16 protein-coding genes are annotated in these 16,786 nt (G+C 66.3%); 5 read left to right on the top strand and 11 right to left on the bottom strand.

Annotated elements, in window-relative coordinates; all coding sequences use genetic code 11:
- Positions 1-76 precede the first annotated feature (76 nt).
- Together recQ and LJ362_RS16090 are read right to left on the bottom strand one after the other, a co-directional pair.
- Complete coding sequence (gene recQ / locus LJ362_RS16095; protein ID WP_264800018.1) at positions 77-1,912, bottom strand: DNA helicase RecQ; 1,836 nt, start codon at positions 1,910-1,912, stop codon at positions 77-79.
- A 74-nt stretch (positions 1,913-1,986) separates the two neighbouring features.
- Positions 1,987-3,198: an MFS transporter gene (locus tag LJ362_RS16090; protein ID WP_264800017.1), complete on the bottom strand. Its 1,212-nt coding sequence runs from the start codon at positions 3,196-3,198 to the stop codon at positions 1,987-1,989.
- A gap of 212 nt (positions 3,199-3,410) precedes the next feature.
- Between LJ362_RS16090 and LJ362_RS16085 the strand changes: the two genes are divergently transcribed.
- Complete coding sequence (locus tag LJ362_RS16085) at positions 3,411-3,869, top strand: Rieske (2Fe-2S) protein (protein ID WP_264800016.1); 459 nt, start codon at positions 3,411-3,413, stop codon at positions 3,867-3,869.
- A gap of 83 nt (positions 3,870-3,952) precedes the next feature.
- Here the strand turns inward: LJ362_RS16085 and LJ362_RS16080 are convergent, their stop codons facing one another.
- The 3 genes from LJ362_RS16080 to LJ362_RS16070 form a co-directional block, all read right to left on the bottom strand.
- Positions 3,953-4,327 (bottom strand): hypothetical protein, encoded by a 375-nt coding sequence (locus LJ362_RS16080; protein WP_264800015.1) that lies wholly within the window; start codon positions 4,325-4,327, stop codon positions 3,953-3,955.
- On the bottom strand, positions 4,324-5,475 hold the full coding sequence (locus LJ362_RS16075; RefSeq protein ID WP_264800014.1) for a serine hydrolase domain-containing protein: 1,152 nt from the start codon (positions 5,473-5,475) through the stop codon (positions 4,324-4,326). Before LJ362_RS16075 ends, LJ362_RS16080 begins: the two co-directional genes overlap by 4 nt.
- 87 nt (positions 5,476-5,562) lie before the next feature.
- Positions 5,563-6,183, bottom strand: coding sequence for an ArsR/SmtB family transcription factor (locus LJ362_RS16070; protein WP_264800013.1), 621 nt, complete (start codon positions 6,181-6,183; stop codon positions 5,563-5,565).
- A gap of 124 nt (positions 6,184-6,307) precedes the next feature.
- On the opposite strand from LJ362_RS16070, the gene LJ362_RS16065 reads away from it, so the two are divergent.
- From LJ362_RS16065 to LJ362_RS16055, 3 genes are all read left to right on the top strand, one after another.
- Positions 6,308-7,036, top strand: coding sequence for an HdeD family acid-resistance protein (locus LJ362_RS16065; RefSeq protein ID WP_264801868.1), 729 nt, complete (start codon positions 6,308-6,310; stop codon positions 7,034-7,036).
- 35 nt (positions 7,037-7,071) lie between these two features.
- Positions 7,072-9,717 carry a trehalose-phosphatase gene (gene otsB / locus LJ362_RS16060; RefSeq protein WP_264800012.1) on the top strand — a complete coding sequence of 882 codons (2,646 nt, stop codon included), beginning with the start codon at positions 7,072-7,074 and terminating at the stop codon, positions 9,715-9,717.
- Between the two features lie 256 nt (positions 9,718-9,973).
- The gene (locus LJ362_RS16055) at positions 9,974-10,984 is read left to right on the top strand and encodes an endonuclease domain-containing protein (protein WP_264800011.1); all 1,011 of its coding nucleotides are present in this window, start codon (positions 9,974-9,976) and stop codon (positions 10,982-10,984) included.
- 178 nt (positions 10,985-11,162) lie between these two features.
- Here the strand turns inward: LJ362_RS16055 and LJ362_RS16050 are convergent, their stop codons facing one another.
- Positions 11,163-11,615 carry a MaoC family dehydratase gene (locus LJ362_RS16050; protein ID WP_264800010.1) on the bottom strand — a complete coding sequence of 151 codons (453 nt, stop codon included), beginning with the start codon at positions 11,613-11,615 and terminating at the stop codon, positions 11,163-11,165.
- A gap of 168 nt (positions 11,616-11,783) precedes the next feature.
- Here LJ362_RS16050 and LJ362_RS16045 point away from each other — a divergent pair, with 168 nt between their 5' ends.
- The gene (locus tag LJ362_RS16045) at positions 11,784-12,383 is read left to right on the top strand and encodes a DUF1990 family protein (RefSeq protein WP_264800009.1); all 600 of its coding nucleotides are present in this window, start codon (positions 11,784-11,786) and stop codon (positions 12,381-12,383) included.
- 4 nt (positions 12,384-12,387) lie between these two features.
- Here the strand turns inward: LJ362_RS16045 and LJ362_RS16040 are convergent, their stop codons facing one another.
- The 5 genes from LJ362_RS16040 to LJ362_RS16020 form a co-directional block, all read right to left on the bottom strand.
- On the bottom strand, positions 12,388-12,699 hold the full coding sequence (locus LJ362_RS16040) for a D-alanyl-D-alanine carboxypeptidase family protein (protein ID WP_264800008.1): 312 nt from the start codon (positions 12,697-12,699) through the stop codon (positions 12,388-12,390).
- Complete coding sequence (locus LJ362_RS16035) at positions 12,696-13,271, bottom strand: hypothetical protein (protein ID WP_264800007.1); 576 nt, start codon at positions 13,269-13,271, stop codon at positions 12,696-12,698. The genes LJ362_RS16040 and LJ362_RS16035 overlap by 4 nt, the downstream gene beginning before the upstream one ends.
- Positions 13,272-13,679: 408 nt before the next feature.
- Positions 13,680-14,966, bottom strand: coding sequence for a sensor histidine kinase (locus LJ362_RS16030; RefSeq protein WP_264800006.1), 1,287 nt, complete (start codon positions 14,964-14,966; stop codon positions 13,680-13,682).
- Positions 14,967-14,970: 4 nt separating this feature from the next.
- Entirely contained in the window at positions 14,971-15,936 is a 966-nt protein-coding gene (locus tag LJ362_RS16025) for a response regulator transcription factor (RefSeq protein WP_264800005.1), read from the bottom strand.
- The gene (locus LJ362_RS16020; protein WP_264800004.1) at positions 15,936-16,691 is read right to left on the bottom strand and encodes a hypothetical protein; all 756 of its coding nucleotides are present in this window, start codon (positions 16,689-16,691) and stop codon (positions 15,936-15,938) included. Before LJ362_RS16020 ends, LJ362_RS16025 begins: the two co-directional genes overlap by 1 nt.
- Positions 16,692-16,786 lie beyond the last annotated feature (95 nt).

Here is a 16,786-nt window from a genome sequence, read left to right as displayed (position 1 = left end):
CGGCCCAGCAACCTCGCGCCAGGTTGCTGGGCCGCCGTCAGGTAGCAAATAGGGAGTTTGAGGGGCCCGAGGCGGTTCAGCCTGCTTGGGCGGCGAGCACCTCGAGCACGGAATCGCCGTAGCGGTCGAGCTTCTTCAGACCCACTCCGCTGACCTGACCGAGTTCGCTGATCGTCGTCGGCTTGACCTCGACGATGCCGTAGAGCGTGGCATCGGGGAACACGACATAGGCGGGCACCCCCTGCTCCTTCGCCTGCTCTCCGCGCCAGGAGCGCAGGGCCTCGAACAGGGAGGCATCGGCGGGGTCGAGCTCGACCTCGGGGCCGCCCCGGCGACTTGATCCGGCCTTCTTGCCTCCGGACTTCTTCACCGGGTCGACGCGCAGTGAGATCTCCTCTTCTCCCCGCAGGACGGGGCCGGCCGCCTCACCGACCACGAGCACTCCGTAGTCGCCATGGGAGTCGAGGAGTCCGCGGGCGAGCACCTGGCGGATGACGGTCTTCCATTGGTTCTCGGACAGGTCGTCGCCGACGCCCCAGACGCTCAGGCTCGCATGGTCCGAGGCCCGGGAACGGTCGTTGTCGTTGCCACGCAGCACGTCGATGACCTGGCCCGAACCGAAGCGCTGCCCGCGTTCCCGGTCGAGCCGGATGACGGCCGACAGCAGCTTCTGCACGGCCACGGTCGCGTCCCAGGTCACCGGGGGTGTCATGCAGGTATCGCAGTTGCCACACGGTGCGGAATCCTCATCGAAGTACCGCAGCAGCTGCACACGTCGACAGTCGACGGTCTCGCAGAGGGCGAGCATCGAATCGAGGTGGCCCATCTGGCGGCGTTTGAACACCTGGTCGCCCTCGCCGGATTCGATGAGTCGACGTTGGGAGACGACATCGCCGAGGCCGTAGACCATCCACGCGTCCGCGGGCAGTCCGTCACGGCCGGCTCGACCGGTCTCCTGGTAGTAGCCCTCGACCGATCGAGGCAGATCGAGGTGGGCGACGAAGCGGACATCGGGTTTGTCGATGCCCATGCCGAAGGCGATCGTGGCGACCATGACGATGCCGTCCTCGCGGAGGAATCTCGCCTGGTTCTCCGCGCGTACCTCGGAAGGCAGCCCCGCGTGATAGGGCAGAGCGGTGAGGCCGCGGGCGACGAGCGCTTCGGCCAGTTGGTCGACTCCGCGCCGGGACAAGCAGTAGACGATGCCGGAATCCCCGGGGTGTTCTGTGCTGATGAAGTTGAGCAGCTGCGATCTCGCCGAGGCCTTCGGTTCGATCCGGTAGGTGATGTTGGGTCGGTCGAAGCTCGCGACGAAGTGCTCGGCGTCCTGGAGGTGGAGGCGTTCGGTGAGTTCGGCGTGGGTGGCCGGCGTGGCCGTGGCTGTCAAGGCGATGCGTGGGACATCGGGGAATCGTTCGGCCAAGACGCCGAGTCCCAGATAGTCGCTGCGGAAGTCATGTCCCCATTGGGACACGCAGTGGGCTTCGTCGATGGCGAACAGGGAGATCTGTGCCTGCTCGAGCAGTCGCATGGTCCGCGGCAGGACGAGGCGTTCGGGCGCGAGGTAGAGCAGGTCGATCTCTCCGGCGAGCAGCTGCTGTTCGACCTGTTGGGCGGTCTCGAAATCGAGGGATGAGTTGAGATAGGCCGCCCGCACGCCGAGGTTCTCCAGTGCCGCGACCTGATCGGCCATGAGTGCGATGAGCGGGGAGATGACCACGCCGGTACCAGGCCTGACCAGGGCCGGGATCTGATAGCACAGGGATTTTCCGCCGCCGGTGGGCATGAGCACGACCGCATCCCCGCCGCCGACGACCTGGTCGACGATGGCCGCCTGCTGACCCCGGAACTCCTCATAGCCGAAGACATCGTGGAGGACATCGAGGGCGGATGTCGTGGCTGCGGAGGTCATGGCTCCCACCCTAGTTCACGTCACTGACCCGAACCTCCACCGGAGACAGCCCACAGCACCCGGCAATCCCATACTTAACGGCCCGCGAACCTCCGTGCCGCGACGAGTCCAAACACGCACACCACGGCCACTGCGACGGCGAAGACGACGGTCGCATTCGCCAGCCCCACCTCGGCGGCGAGGAATCCGGCACCGATCGCCGGCACCGATATGAACACGTACGCGAGGATGAAGTACGAGGTGGTCGCCTCGGTGCGGTGCTCTGGCGCGGTCACCGCGGTGATCGCACGCATCCCGGTCATGAACACGAGCCCCTGCCCGGCACCGGCTAACGCTGCGGAGGCGATGAGCACCGGCAGCGACCCCGCCATGAGCGCGCATACGAGAGCCCCCATGCTCACGATCATGGTCACGGTCCCGCCGATGATGAGCCGACGGTCACTCAACCCGCGCAGCAGCACCTGCGCCGTCGCCGAGGCGCCGAAGAGAAGGAACACGACGGCGCCCGTGACCGCGGTCGACGTCACGTGCAGGGTCTGCCCGATGAAGCTCGGCGCGATCGCCGAATACAGCCCGCACACCGAGAAGCCGGTGATCGCCCCAGGTGAGGCGGCCAGGAACATGCGCTTCGCCGAGGCAGGAATCCCCGGCAGCTGCAACCGCACAGCCGCCGCCCCGCCGCGCGTCCGGTCCCGCACGAAGATGAGCGCCAAGCCGGCGATGACGAGCATGAGCGCGTTGACGAGGAACGGCGTGAGCAGGGGAGCGGGGGCGAAGCGGGCGAGCAGTCCGGAGGACAGGATCCCGAGTCCCAGCCCGCCCATATTCGCCGCCGTGGCCAAGGATCCGGCGAGTCGTTCGCGCCCGGCGGGCGCGTTCTCGAGCACGGTGACGGTGGCGGTCGACGTGAAGATCCCCGCGGCCAGACCGGACAGGATTCGGCCGGTCAGCAGCAGGCCGATGTGGGATCCGATGAGGAAGAGCACCGCCGAGGCGATCGAGAAGATCACCCCGAGGCTGAGCACCGGCCGTCGCCCCAGTCCGTCGGAGAGCCGACCGAAGATGATGAGCGCGCCGATGACCCCGACCGTGTAGATCGCGAAGAGCTGAGTGGTGAAAGCGGTGCCGAACCCGAACCGCTCCTCATAGAGCGGGTAGAGGGGCGTGGGCAGGGTGGTGCCCATCATGACGACGGTGAACACGTACACCGAGGCGGCCAGGCCCCATCCCGTCGCGATGCGCGATTCCGGGCGCCGCCGGTGTGCTGCCGCCGTTTCGTCTGCCACTGCCGCACCCCTTCTTCGTCCGCAATCGTCCCTCGCCGAGGCGGCCCACCGCGCCCATCGCCCCGATCGTCCGAGGATCGGTCCGGTGCCATTCCATCCTGACAGGTGCATGCAGGCGGTGAACCGACTGCGATTGTACGCTGGAACCTACGAGTCCATGTCGGTTGGCGGCATGGCGGATTGTGCGCACCCGCGAGAAGGAGCAGATTCCGATGACGACGACCCCGAACAGCCCCGCCGAAGTCGAATCGACCGTACCAGCGGATCCGACCCGGCGACGTGTGATGAAGACAGCAGGCGTGGCCGGAACGGTGGCGGTCATCGGCGGCTCGGTGGCGGCCACCTCGGCGTGTTCGTCCGACGAGGAGGCGGAGCCGACGAAGGACTCGAAACTGCCGGCCTCCGACGTGCCCGTCGGATCCGGCACCGTCATCGAGGACACCTACGTGATCACTCAGCCGAAGGAAGGCGAGTTCTTCGCGTTCTCATCGGTGTGCACCCACCAGGGCTGCCAGGTCACTCGTATCACCGAGGAGGCCATCATCTGCCCGTGTCATTCCTCGAACTTCTCGGTGACCACCGGAGAGGTGATCTCCGGTCCGGCCGAGGAGCCGCTGCCGAAGTACGAGGTCTCCGAAAGCGGCGGCACGCTGACCGTCAAGGGCAAATAAGGCTCACAGGCAGGCAGTGGGCGTCGGTTCCACTGGCCAGTGTTCGGCGTCGACGGGAGCGGCGCGCCCCTCGCAGGTCTAGCTCAGAGAAGGAATCCGGGCAGGACCAAGGCTCCGGCACATATCAGCGCGAGCAGCGCTTCGAAGCCGAGCCTGCTCGCCTCGGTCCGGCGCGTCGTCGCATCCTCCGCCCGCCACGGCAGATCCGGCCACACGAGTGCGGCCCTCCACGCACCGACGATGATGGCAAGCATTGCCGCCAGCCACACCCACACGAACCAGTCGTGCCAACTGCCGAAGGGCGTGATGAGCCGGATGAGCAGTACGAACACGGCAGCCGAGACCATTCCAGACAGCAGTCCGATCCGCGTCGTCGCGCGGTGAGCTCGCCACGCTGTGAACGCACCCCACACGATGAGGGTTGCGCCGACAATCGCGGAGACGGTTTCGGGACTCATGACTGTGTTCCTGACTTCGCAGCGGAATCCCTACGTGCACTGTCGGCTGCCTCGGTATCGGCCGGCTTCGAGATGAGCGTCGCGGCCGCATCGACCCAGTTCGCGGAATCCGCCAGCACGATGACGCCCTTCCCGGACTTCGAGTCGAATCCGAGGTACGACCGGTAGCCGCCGGTGCCGCCGTTGTGCCAGGTGATGGTCGAGCCGCCATGCGTCGTCGTAAACCACGCCCAGCCGATGCGGTCATCCTCGAATTCCGTTCGAGGTTCTGCCGCCTCGGCGCCGGGCGCGGTTCCGTCGCTCACGGCACGCAGCCAGATCGACAGGTCATGGGTCGTCGACCGGATCGACCCCGCGGGCGCGGATCCGCCCATCGTCCACGGCGCGGCCGGCAGCCCGGAGGCCGTGAACCCGTGGGTCAGGCCTTCGGCGGAGTCCGGGACGAACGTCTCCTTCATTCCCAAGGGTTCGGTGAGGCGAGACCGGACGAGGTCGGAATAGTTCAACCCGGCCACCTCGGCGACGGCTTGGCCGAGGACGGCGAACCCATAGTTCGAATACTCGGGCTCCGGCTCGCCCACCTCCACGTCGTTGAGACTGGCGACGATGTCCGCGGCATCCCCGCGGTAGGGGTCGGTGTGGACGTAGTTCGACAGCATGGTCATCACCCCGTCGCTGAAGCTCGGTGCGGGGTTCTGGGAGGGCAGCCCCGACCGCTGCATCGCAATCGACTCGAGCGTCACCTCGGCGACCTTCCCCTCCAGCTCCGGCCACACCTCGCCGAGGCTGGTGTCCGCCTCGACCTCGCCTCGATCGATCGCATCGGCGAAGAGGGCGGTCGTGAACGTCTTCGTGATCGATCCGATCTCGAATTCGGTGTGCTCATCGGCTCCGGTGCCCGCAAAGGTCACTTCGTCGCCGTCTGTGCGGGCTGCGGCCACGTGCTGCCAATGCCGGCTGCCGAGTGCGTCTTCGAGTTCGCTCATGAGCTCGGCGTCCCCTGTCGGCGTACCCTGGAAACCGCGCGGCCACGGGGTGATCGCCGCGAGCACGGCGGCCGTGAGTGCGGCGGCAAGCAGGGCAAACCCCATGCGCCGAGGTAGCCGTCCCGCAGTCGCAGGTGTGCGGTGATTGTCGATGGCGGTCATCGTTCCTCCTGGTCAGCAGGGGTGGAATGTGTGGTGGTCGGGTTCGGGTCGCGCGGCGGGCGAGTGGCCCGCCGGCGAGAGGTCCTGTCAGTGGGTGCCGATGAGGACGAGGGTGAGCAGCGGAACGACTCGCTGAGCGGGCACACGCCAATGTCCGCGGCGGGCGCTCTCTAACCAGCCGGCGCCGGCGAGAGCATGCACATGGTGATAGATCTGCCCGGACGTGCCGAACCGTTCGTCCTTGCCCAGCTCGGCCACGGTGCTCGTGCCCTCATAGATCGCCTGGAGCAGCTGCAGGCGGACCGGGTGGCCGAGGGCTGCCAAGGATCCGGCCGCCTCGGCGAAATCGATCTGCGCCAGCCCGGCACTGCTCAGACCCATCTGCCACGCCACGGGACCGCTGCCGCCCGGGGGAGTGGTGTACCCGGTGTAGGTCACTCCGCCGTCCTCGCCGAGGCGGTCGACGAGCCCATGCAGCGCCCAAAACGTCTCAGCGTCGCCCGGCAGGGCGGATCCCGATTCGCTCGGCTCTGCAGGCGAGTCCGCAGCGCCGGACGATGCTGGCGACTCCATTCCAGCCGACGGCGCTTCGCCCACGTCCTTCTGAGCTGCCGCAGCCCCCTGCGGCCCCTTGGCCACAGCCTCGAGCTCGGCGACTCGCTGTTCGAGAGCGGAGAGACGATCTTCTGCCGACGGTACTGATTCCATGCTTCGACGATACAGGAACTACGTAATTACGTAAATGCATTCAGTGCGAAGAAACGCCACCAGCTCGCCCCTGAACCGATGCTGACCGGACAGACTCAGGCTGGCGACCTAGACTGGTGCCGTGATGAGTACCGAAGAGCCGCGCACCGAATCCGCAACCCCGCGTAACGAAGCCGCCCCGCAGGCCATCGCCGCCGCGAGTCGACTCGGCTGGCCCATGGTCGTGCGCGGAATCCTCGGCGTCGCCTTCGGCATCGTCACCGTCTTCTGGCCCCGCGATTCGAGCAATCCGCTGCAGCTGAGCCTGCCGACCGAGGTCGTCGACCACCTCGCGATCGGCTACCTCATCCTCTTCGCCCTGGCCCTGGTCTTCCAGGCCGTGCGCTCGCCGTTGAACGTGCGCACCGCGATCTTCGGACAGGCCGTCATCGCGATCCCGGCCATCGTCTTCCTCTTCCTCGCCGACCAACCCGCCGAACTGCGCGCGGCCCTGAGTATCTGGGCCCTCCTGCACGGCGCTCTCGAATTCTGGGCCTACCGGCAGCTGCGGTCCCAGCCCATGGCCTCAGACTTCCTCATCGCCTCCGGAGTCCACGTCCTGCTCGGCATCATCCTCGTCTTCGGCGACGGCATGGAGGCCCTGTCGATCCTCGGCTTCACGGGAGCGGCGACCCTCATCGCCGGCGTGATCTTCATCATCGGCGGCTATTCCCGCCTGAGCAAGGGCCGCCAGTTGGCCAAGCTCGGTGCCCTGCCCGAACAGATCGACACCCCCGCCGAGGCGACCGACGACGATGATTCCGGTGATCCCGACGATCCGGACGACGACACCCCCGTGACGAAAGAGCCCTGACCGGCACCCGAGCCAACCGAGACACCCGAGGTGAGATGAGCACTGTCGAGCACGAGAGCGCAACCGAATCCCGATTGGCCACCATCGCCGCCTCGGTGAGGTCCTCCGAACTATTGGGCGACCTGGCCGAAGCGAGCAGAGCACTCGACCCGGTCCTCTTCCGTCGCCTCTTCGCGCTCTCACGCTCCCCCTCCCTGCTGGTGGCCACCGACTACGACGGGACGATCGCCCCCATCGTCGACGTTCCCAGCCAGGCCTTTCCCTTGGAGAGCTCGGTCGATTCACTGCGCGCGCTCGCCTTGCTGCCGTCCACCTCGGCGGGCGTGATCTCCGGTCGCAGCCTGCGCGACCTCGCGGCGATGTCGCGCCTGCCCAGGGAGGTCCACCTCTTCGGGTCCCACGGCGGTGAGACCGACACATTCACCATCGACACGCTCACCGAAGAGCAGCGGGCGGTCCTCGCCGACTTCCGCGCCGACCTCACACGCGCCCTGCCGCGCGACGTCATCGAGCACAAGACCACGGGCGCGGCCGTGCACCTGCGCGGACTCGACGAGACCGACCGGCGGGAGATCGAAGCCGCCGTCGAGAAGCTCGCCGACGCCCACCCGATCCACCCCACCCGCGGCAAGCAGGTCATCGACCTGTCCGTCGTACCGTCGTCGAAGGCCGACGCGCTGACCCGTCTGCGCAGTCAGACAGGGGCGGAAGCCGTCGTCTTCATCGGCGATGACACCGCCGACGAGTTCGCTCTCGAAACCCTCGGCGCCGATGACCTCGGGCTCAAGGTCGGAACTCAGACCGCACCGACTCACGCCGACTTCCGGCTGGACTCACCGGCCGAGGTCTCCACCGTCCTCAGTGCCCTGTTCGAGCTGCGCAAGTCCTGGCTCTTCGGCCGCCGCGCCACCCCGATCCAGCGGCACAGCCTCATCGGCAACGGACAGTCGACCGCGCTCATCGACCCCACCGGCAGCATCTGCTGGATGCCGCACCCCCTGCCGCACTCGGCGTCGATGTTCTCCGAGATTCTCGGCTCCGAGGCGGCCGGATTCTTCGCCGTGGCACCGGCCAACGGGGCCGCCCCGCTGACCCAGCGATACCTCGGGAACTCGACCCTGCTCGAGACCCGGTGGGCTGGACTGAGCTGTGTCGACTACCTCGCTCCCGTCGACGGGCACAGCGACGACACGATCGTCGTCCGCGTGCTCGCCGGCGACACCCCGACCCGCATCCGCTTCGCCCCCAGGCTCGACTACGCCACGGTTCCCACCCGCATGACCAGGACCGATGATGGTGTGGCGGTGCTCGGCACTGCGGAGCCGATCGAACTCTACGCCCCCGGAATCGACTTCGACATCGTCGAGAACGGCGACTCCCACACCGCGGAGGCGACCGTCGTCCCCTCGCAGCAGCCCGGCGGATCCGTCGTCCTCGTCCTCGCCTGCGGGACGGGCACGGGCGACGCCGGATACATGGCCACCGGCGGAGAGCACCATGTGCGCGAACGCGCCCTGAACTTCTGGACGAACTGGGTCGAGTCACTGACTCTGCCCGGTCACCACCGTGAAGAGGTCATCCGGTCGGCGATCACCCTGCGCGCCCTGTGCCACGAACCCACCGGTGGGGTTCTCGCGGCTCCCACCACCTCCCTGCCCGAGGGCATCGGCGGCGTCCGCAACTGGGACTACCGGTACACCTGGCTGCGCGACGGGTCGATGACCGTCCGGGCCCTGCTCGCCCTCGGTTCCACCGGTGAGGCCGAAGGTTTCCTCTCATGGCTGTCGGGCATCCTCGAGCGCACGGTCTCACCCGAACAGCTCCATCCGCTCTACGCCGTCGACGGTTCGGCCCTGACCACCGAGGCGGTGCTCAACCACCTGCCCGGATACGCCGGATCACGGCCGGTGCGGGTCGGCAACGCAGCCGAACATCAGGTCCAACTCGATGTGTTCGGCCCGGTCACGGAGCTCCTCGACGAACTCAGCGACCACCTCGGCGAGCTGCCCGAGGATTATTGGACGCTCACCTGTCAGATGGTCGAGGCCGTGGGCAAACGGTGGTTCGAGGCCGACCATGGGATCTGGGAGGCCCGGCGCGCACCGAAGCACAACGTGTACACACGCGTGATGTGCTGGGTGACGGTCGATCGGGCGCTGCGGATCGCGGACCGATTCGATCGGGAGCCGCCCGGTGCGTGGCGGCAGCTGCGCGAGGAGATCGCCCACGATGTGCTCACGCATGGTTACAACGAGGAAGTCGGGGCATTCACCGTCGCCTACGGTGAGACGGACCTGGACTCGGCAGCCCTGTTCGTCGGGCTCTCGGGACTGCTCGACGCCGACGATCCGCGGTTCGTGTCCACCGTCGACGCGATCGAACGCGAGCTGCGAGTCGGCCCGACGGTGTTCCGCTACCGCTATGATGACGGACTGCCCGGGCTCGAGGGCGGATTCCATATCTGCACGACGTGGCTCATCGAAGCCTTCATCAAGGTCGGCCGCATCGACGACGCCTGGGATCTGTTCCGGCAGGTCGACGATCTGCTCGGGCCCACCGGACTGCTGTCGGAGGAATACGACCCCGTCGCCGAGATGCACCTGGGCAACCACCCACAGGCGTACTCACACCTCGGCTACATCCGCGTCGCCCAACAGCTCGACGCCCACCGCCCGAGCTGAGGCAACGCGGCCCTCCCCAGCCGACTTTGTCCGCGCGACCACGAGGCGCGGGCTCCAGCCGCCGCTCTTGAGCGATAAGTGTTCGCAGATTGCCATTTGCGAGCTGGAAATGGGCAATCTGCGCACACTTTTCTCCGCTTTCCTGCAGCGCGGACGCGGCGACTCGCGCGCAGTTGGCCTGTGGACAACCAGGCTCTGTCCACAGGCGTGAAATCACCACTGGCCGTCTTCGCCGCGGCGGAGGCATTCTCTGCCTATGAACAATCGGGCACCGGCGCAGCAGTCTCTCGCCACTGCTCAGCCGGCCAACCTGCGGAAGCTTCGGGTCCGACCCTGGACGGAGAAACCGCGTCAGCTCATGACCGCCGCGATTCCGTTCACGCGTGCGCAGGGAGTATCGCGGGGAATCACGCGCCGCGCGCTGGACGATGAGCGGAAGTACAAGCAGCTCGGCTACGGCGTGTGGATTGAAACTGACCCTTCGACACGGGTTGTCGCTCCGACCTGGGCGGACGCCGAGTGGATCGACGAACGAGTGAAGCTGACGGGATTGGTGTGCATCGACACTGGTGTCGTTGCTTGCGGTGTCACTGCGGCGAAGTTGTATGGATTGCCGGTGCCGTCGAACGCCGACACTCGGGTGCACGTGGCTCGTGAAGACAAAGGCCCGACCAAGCGACGGACGAACGTCGTCTTCCATCGGTACGAATGGCTGCGGTCGGAGAACTACTTCGGCCTGACGCTCATCTCGGCGGCACAGCTCTTCATCGAACTTGCGCGAGTGCTGACCGTGGAGCAGCTCGTAGTGCTCGGGGACGCCGCGGTCGGCCGATGGCACGGGGGACCGTTGACGGCGATCGACGAAATCCGCGCTGAAATCGCCTCCCGCCGCCGAGTGAGAGGACGTCTCACAGTTGAACGCGCACTCGGGCTGGTGCGGGACGATGTCGATTCTCCACCGGAGACGAAGCTGCGACTGCGGCTCATCGACGCAGGACTGCCTGAACCTGTGGTCCATCCGGCTGTCATGTGCTCACTCATCGGCGCGCTGCTTCACCCGGACATGGGCTATCCGTCGATCAGGCTTGCCATCGAGTACGAAGGCGATCATCATCGCAGCTCGCCGACGCAGTTCGCCGAGGACAATCGCCGTATCTCAGCTCTCCAGGCCGAAGGGTGGACGGTCATCCGAGTATCCAAAGACTCAGACATGGCGGAGATCTGCGGCCTGATCGCTCACCACCTGCGTGCGGGTGGCCTGATCTGAGTATGCGTCGCGCCATTTCGTCCGACTGGCCTTCTCGTGGTGCGGCCGCGGTGCCGCTCGGCGAGAGATAAGTGTGCGCAGGTTGCCATTTTCGAGCTGGAAATGGGCAATCTGCGCACACTTATCCTTCCGTCAGACGGCGGATACTCAATAGTGCGGGTGGTCCTGTCGCGGTCGTTCACTCGACGAGGAGGGTGACCACCTCGGCGACGCATGCGGGGCGGTCCTCGCCGTCGATCTCGATCGTGTGCTCGAGGATGACCTGGGTGCCCTTGTCACCGCGGATGACGTCTTTGACGCTGATGGTTCCGCGCAGCCGGGAGCCGACGACGACGGGCTGAAGGAACCGGACCTTGTTCAGTCCATAGTTGACGCGGATCGACACGCCCTCGATGGTGAAGACCTCGGTGGAGAACTTCGGGATGAGCGAGAGCGTGAAGAATCCGTGGACGATCGTCGCACCGTAGGGACCTTCGGCCGCGCGCGCTTCGTCGACGTGGATCCACTGGTGGTCGCCGGTGACGTCGGCAAAGGTGTTGATGGCGTCCTGATCCATCGTCATCCACTCGGAGGAGCCGAGCCCTTGCCCGATGAGCGATTCGATCTCGTCGATGCCGTTGATTGTGCGCACGTGGTTCTCCTTTGATCCTGGCTCAGATGCTGAGCGGACATTCGATTGAGGTCCGCTGTTGTTGGCATCATACGTAACCGTTCGGTCGACGCCGCACAACCGTCCGGACTGTGAGTCCCACAGTCCGAGTCCGTTCGGTTGACGGTTCGAGTCCGTTAGGTTGGAGGCATGGCCGAACAATCACAGGAGCGCCCGGAGACGCTGACGCATCCCCTCTCGCCGAGGTGGCTGGAACGTCCCGACGGCTACCGTCACTTCGAATCCGCGTACTTCGTCGGCCACGGGACAGACATGTTCGAGCGCTGCGCCGATGAGCTACTGCACTGGGAGGTCAAGATCCGCAGCGGCTTCGACATCGAAGTCGATGGAAGTACGGACGCTGTCAGTCGAGCGGGCGGAGCGGAGACGACGGCCGAGGCCGACGCTCGCGCGGATGGAGTGAGACCTGGTCGGCCGCCTCGTGTGGAGCGGGGTCAGGAGCCGACGATCCGTGTGCGCCTCGGACCTTTCCGACTGCCTGAGCCTTCACGCGTCATCGACGTCTTCGAAGAGGAGGGCCGGTGCGGATTCACCTATGGCACGAAGCCGGGACATCCGATCACCGGAGAGGAGTCATTCATCCTCATCCGCACCGCCGATGACAGGGTCTTCCTCGTTCTGAGATCGGTCTCGCGGGCGGGTCTGGGCATCTGGAGACTCGGCGAACCGTTCGTCCGGCTCGCTCAGATCATCTACCGCCGCCGCTACGGACGGGCGCTGCGCAGCTGATCGATCACTTGCCGGGAATCGAGTCGCGGGCGGGGGTGTATTCCCAGTGCCACGGCTCGTACATGCTGGCCTTGGCCCAGTCGGGGTTCTCCCAGCCGTATTCGTCTCCGTGCTCGACGAGCCAGTTCCAGGCTCCGGTCTTGTTGGCGACTCCGCCGCCGAGGTCGAGGGCGATGCCCCAACCGTGCAGTGAGGTGCCCGGTTTGGCGGCCAGTCCCGGCTTCCGGCCCGCGACCGAGAGCTGTCCGGCCATGTCGCGGTAGGAATCCGTGATCTCGAGTTCCTTGCCGGTGTCCTTCTTGTAAGCGGCGTTCATCTTCGCGAAGGAGACGGCGGCGTCGGCGCGGAGTCGATGGTCTTCCTTGCCGAGGTCGCACAGCCACTCGTCGGGCAGCTCGCCGTTGCCGGCGGACTGATCGAAGTTCTGCTTTTCATCGCAGCCAGGCAGGGCGCTCTTCTCAACCGCGCGGACGCAGCTTCGACCTTCTTCTGCTTGGCGCTCGGCACGCCGATCTCCATCGACGACTTCCCCTTGACCTCGGGGACGTCGGCGTTGACCTTCTCAGCGTTGATGGCGGCGGGCTCACCGGCGGCGGTCGGGTCGGTCTTGACCTCGGCACCGCCGCTGAGGTTGTTGACCAGCATGGTCACTGCGGTGGCGGCACCCGCCACGGAGACGGCAGCCAGAGTCGAGGCGGTCCGCACCTTGCTTTTGCGCACGGACTTGAGCAGCGCGCCATCGGACCCGCGGCTCTCGGCGGCTCCTGCGCTGACCCGACGGGCAGACGAGGCAGACGGTGAGCCGAAGGTCGTGGGGACCGCGGCTGCTTCACGAGCCATTGCGGCACGACGGGGAGAGGCCTGAGCGGCCTGAGCCTCGGCGGCCATCGCTGCGCGCCTCGGCGACAGTGACTCGGCCGAAGAGTCAGCGGATGCAGTGGATGCGGGCGCGGCCGGTGTCCCGGTGCTGCGCGACGAGGTGCGTGCGCGTGAGAACGGGGACGATGAGCGACGCCTGTGCAGATCCCGTCGACGCACCGTTGGTTCTGTGGTCGATGATGACTCTGACATAACTCTCCGTGTGACTGTGACTCGTCGAAGACCGTCGAGGTTTCGACGACTTCAATACAACATCACAAAAGTGTAACGGGAATATATAGAACCTGTCATATTTTGGTGATGAGTCGCACTCGCGGGCGGCCAGCCGATGTTCAGGCCGGGTTCAGCAGAACCTCGGGAACCCAGCTTCATGCCAGGTCAGAGCGCTGAATCGCGTTGAGGGCCGCCTCGGCGAAATCATTCGGATCGGCTCTCGATGTACTGCCGGAGCGCGCGTTCCTGGGCTTCCTCGTCGGGGAAGATCACCTCGGTTCGCGCGCCTCCCGTTACGGGGTCGTTACTGAAGACCAGCTTGATGCCGAGCAGGCGAGCCTGTCCCTGCGCGATCACGAGACCGAGGCCCATTCCGCCGCCGCCGGCGGAGACGAAGCGGGTCGGGCCGGTGTTGACGATGTCCGGCGGATAGCCGGAACCGGAGTCGGTGACGACGATGATGCGCGTGCTCGTCTCCAAGCGGATGGGATCTCCGCCGTGTTTGATCGCGTTGACGAGCAGGTTCGACACGATGCGCTCGAAACGGCGGACATCGGTGACCAGCGTCGAATTCAGTGCCGCCAGATGGGTATCGATCTGATGGCCGGCGAGGGCGCCCGAAGCTTCCATCGTGCCCAGCAGGGACCGGATCGCCTGATCGACGTCGACGCGGGTGAACTCGGGGTTGGCGCGGCCGGCGTCGAGACGGGAGACCTCGAGGAGATCCTCGACGAGGACCTGCATGCGCACGACCCGGTCCTTGACGAGTTCGGCCGGGCGGGAATCCTCTTCGAGCAGGTTGGCGGCGTTGACCAGACCGGTCAGCGGGGTGCGCATCTCGTGCGCGAGGTCCGCGGTGAAGCGCTGCTCGGAGTCGATGCGTTCGGTCAGGCGGGCCACCGCGGTGTCGACGGCCGTGGCGAAGGCCCACACCTCCTGATCGGATTCGTCGATGACGTCGGCGATGCGCGTCGTCGTGTCACCGGCGGCGATCTTCCTGGCGGCCTGAGCGCCGAGGGTGAGCCTGCGGGAGATTCGGCCGGCGACGATCGATCCGACGCCGCCGACGACGAGGGCGGAGCCGATCATGCCCACCAGCAGCGCCTGATCGATGCGGCCGATGAGCTCTTGGCTGTCCTTCGTCGAGGCGCGCACGGAGATCACCTGGGTGTGCGAACCGACCTCGATCGGGGCGGCGGCCCAGACGATCTCCTCACCGTCGACCTCGGACCGGATCGTCACGCTCTGGCCCTTGAGCGCGGACTTGCGCGCTTCCTTGGGCAGCTCCGGATCATCGATGCGGGCATTGAGGGTGAGCACTCCGGTTTCGGAGAAGATGGCCGTCGCGTTCGTCAGCTGCTCGGTCACGGTCGAACGCATCCGGTCGTCCTCTGCTCGGGCCGCGGATTGGCGCAGCACGATCGAGCACGACAGCACGGCGATGATCACCGAGGCGACGATGAGCAGAGAGATCTTCCAGCGCAGCGACATGCGATCAGCCTGCGAAGCGGTAACCGAATCCGCGAACGGTTTCGATCATGTTCGCCCCGATCTTCTTCCGCAGGCGCTGGATGTGAACGTCGACGACGCGGGAGTCACCGGCCCATTCGTATCCCCATACCGTGAACGCGATCTTCTCCCGGGAGTACACGTGTTCGGGCTGCTCGGTCAGCAGCAGGAGGACGCGCAGCTCGGTCGGGGTGAGGTGGACTTCCTCCCCGTCGACCTCGACGGTCAGCCGACCGGTGTCGAGGACGAGGGATCCCAGTCGTGTGCGGAACGGACCCAGCCCGCCGTCGGAGCCGGACGACTCCTGGGCCACTGTGGGCGAGCCGTTGGGGCGGGGTGGAACCCCGGTGCCGCCGATCGCCTCTTCGTCGTCATCCGCCTCGGGGGCGGTGGTGAATTTCCCACCGGCACCGAGGTAGGTGTCATCGGATTCGAGCTGCGCTCGCAGTCGATCCCGGGTGTCCATTCCGGGGCTGGCGCCGAGGACCTCGGGGATGCCGTCGCCGGTGACCATGCCGCCGGGACCGATGACGGTTTCGTGATGCTCGTCCGTCTCGGGGGCGGGGGAATAGCCGAACCGGTCGGTGCCGGTGGTGATGAATCGGCGGACGACCGCGCGGATGCGGGCGTTGAGCACCTGCATGTCGAAGGGTTTGGTGAGGTAGTCGTCGGCTCCGGCCTCGAGCGCCTGGACGATGTCGATGGCATCGGAACGGGCGGAGATGATGATGATCGGGATCGTCGAACGCTCGCGCACAGCACGGCAGATGGACGCACCGTTCATCGTCGGCAGCATGAGATCCAGAAGCAGGACGTCGGCGCCGTTGGCGGAGACGAACTCGTACCCCTCGCGGCCGTCGGCAAATGCCGAGACCGTGTAATCGAAGCGTTCGAGTCCGATCTGCGTCGTTTCGCGGATGACCTCGTCATCCTCGACCAGAACTATGTGCATTACGTTTCTCCATTAAGCCGCGTGAAGCGTTGACCTGGTTCAAACCTACCGTCGTGCAGGCGGAACACCTGCACCGACCAGCCGGAGGGGCAGCATGCTTTGTCCCCGTCAGCGAACATGGCCTCCTGCACCACCAGTGTCCCATTTCTGCCGGGACTGACCTTGAGCTGATTGCCGGTGGCGATGAGCTCGAGGCGGGGCTCGCCCCTCTGTTCGCTGATGACAGCGCCGGCGATGATCTCATTCCGCTGTTTGGGATTGGCCACCGTGACCAGCTGGAACTTCTGTTCACCGCTGAGGAACGGAGAAGCGAACTTCAGGCAGTCTTTGCAGTCGGCGACGACCTTGGCGGTCTCCGTGGCGCTGCCGGTGACGGCGACTCCCGAGGACGATTCGATGGCTTTGCGGACCTCGTCGAGCGAAAACGGTTCGTTCGCCTGGCCGGCGGCTTCGGTATTGGGGGCGAAGAGCGAGGGGGAGGGGTTGCCCTCGGGGGAGACCTTGAGCCCGCGATCGGGCCCGCATGCTGTGACGGTGAGAATCATGACCCCCGCGAGGATGAGTGCGGTGACGGTACGGAGGGTGTAACGGGGGGATGCCGAGTGAGGAATGTCGAGGGGGCCGGGGCCGACGGCTGCGATGTCTGCGGCGGTGGTCGTCGTTGCAGTGGTGTCTGCACATGATTCACGGCCAGGCGGGGCCTGGCTGGAGTGAAATGAGCGCAGCGCCTCCCCTGAGGCGCGTCTGACAGTCACGGGCACATCCTTATTTTTGCCTGTTCCGAGCCTGTAGTCCACCTGATCATCGGCGCAGAGGGCTCAGCGCCGTCGTCGGATCCACCTGCCGTCGT

It is taken from the genome of Brevibacterium sp. JSBI002, assembly GCF_026013965.1.
Lineage (GTDB): Bacteria > Actinomycetota > Actinomycetes > Actinomycetales > Brevibacteriaceae > Brevibacterium.
This window is presented reverse-complemented; position numbering and strand designations above follow the sequence as displayed.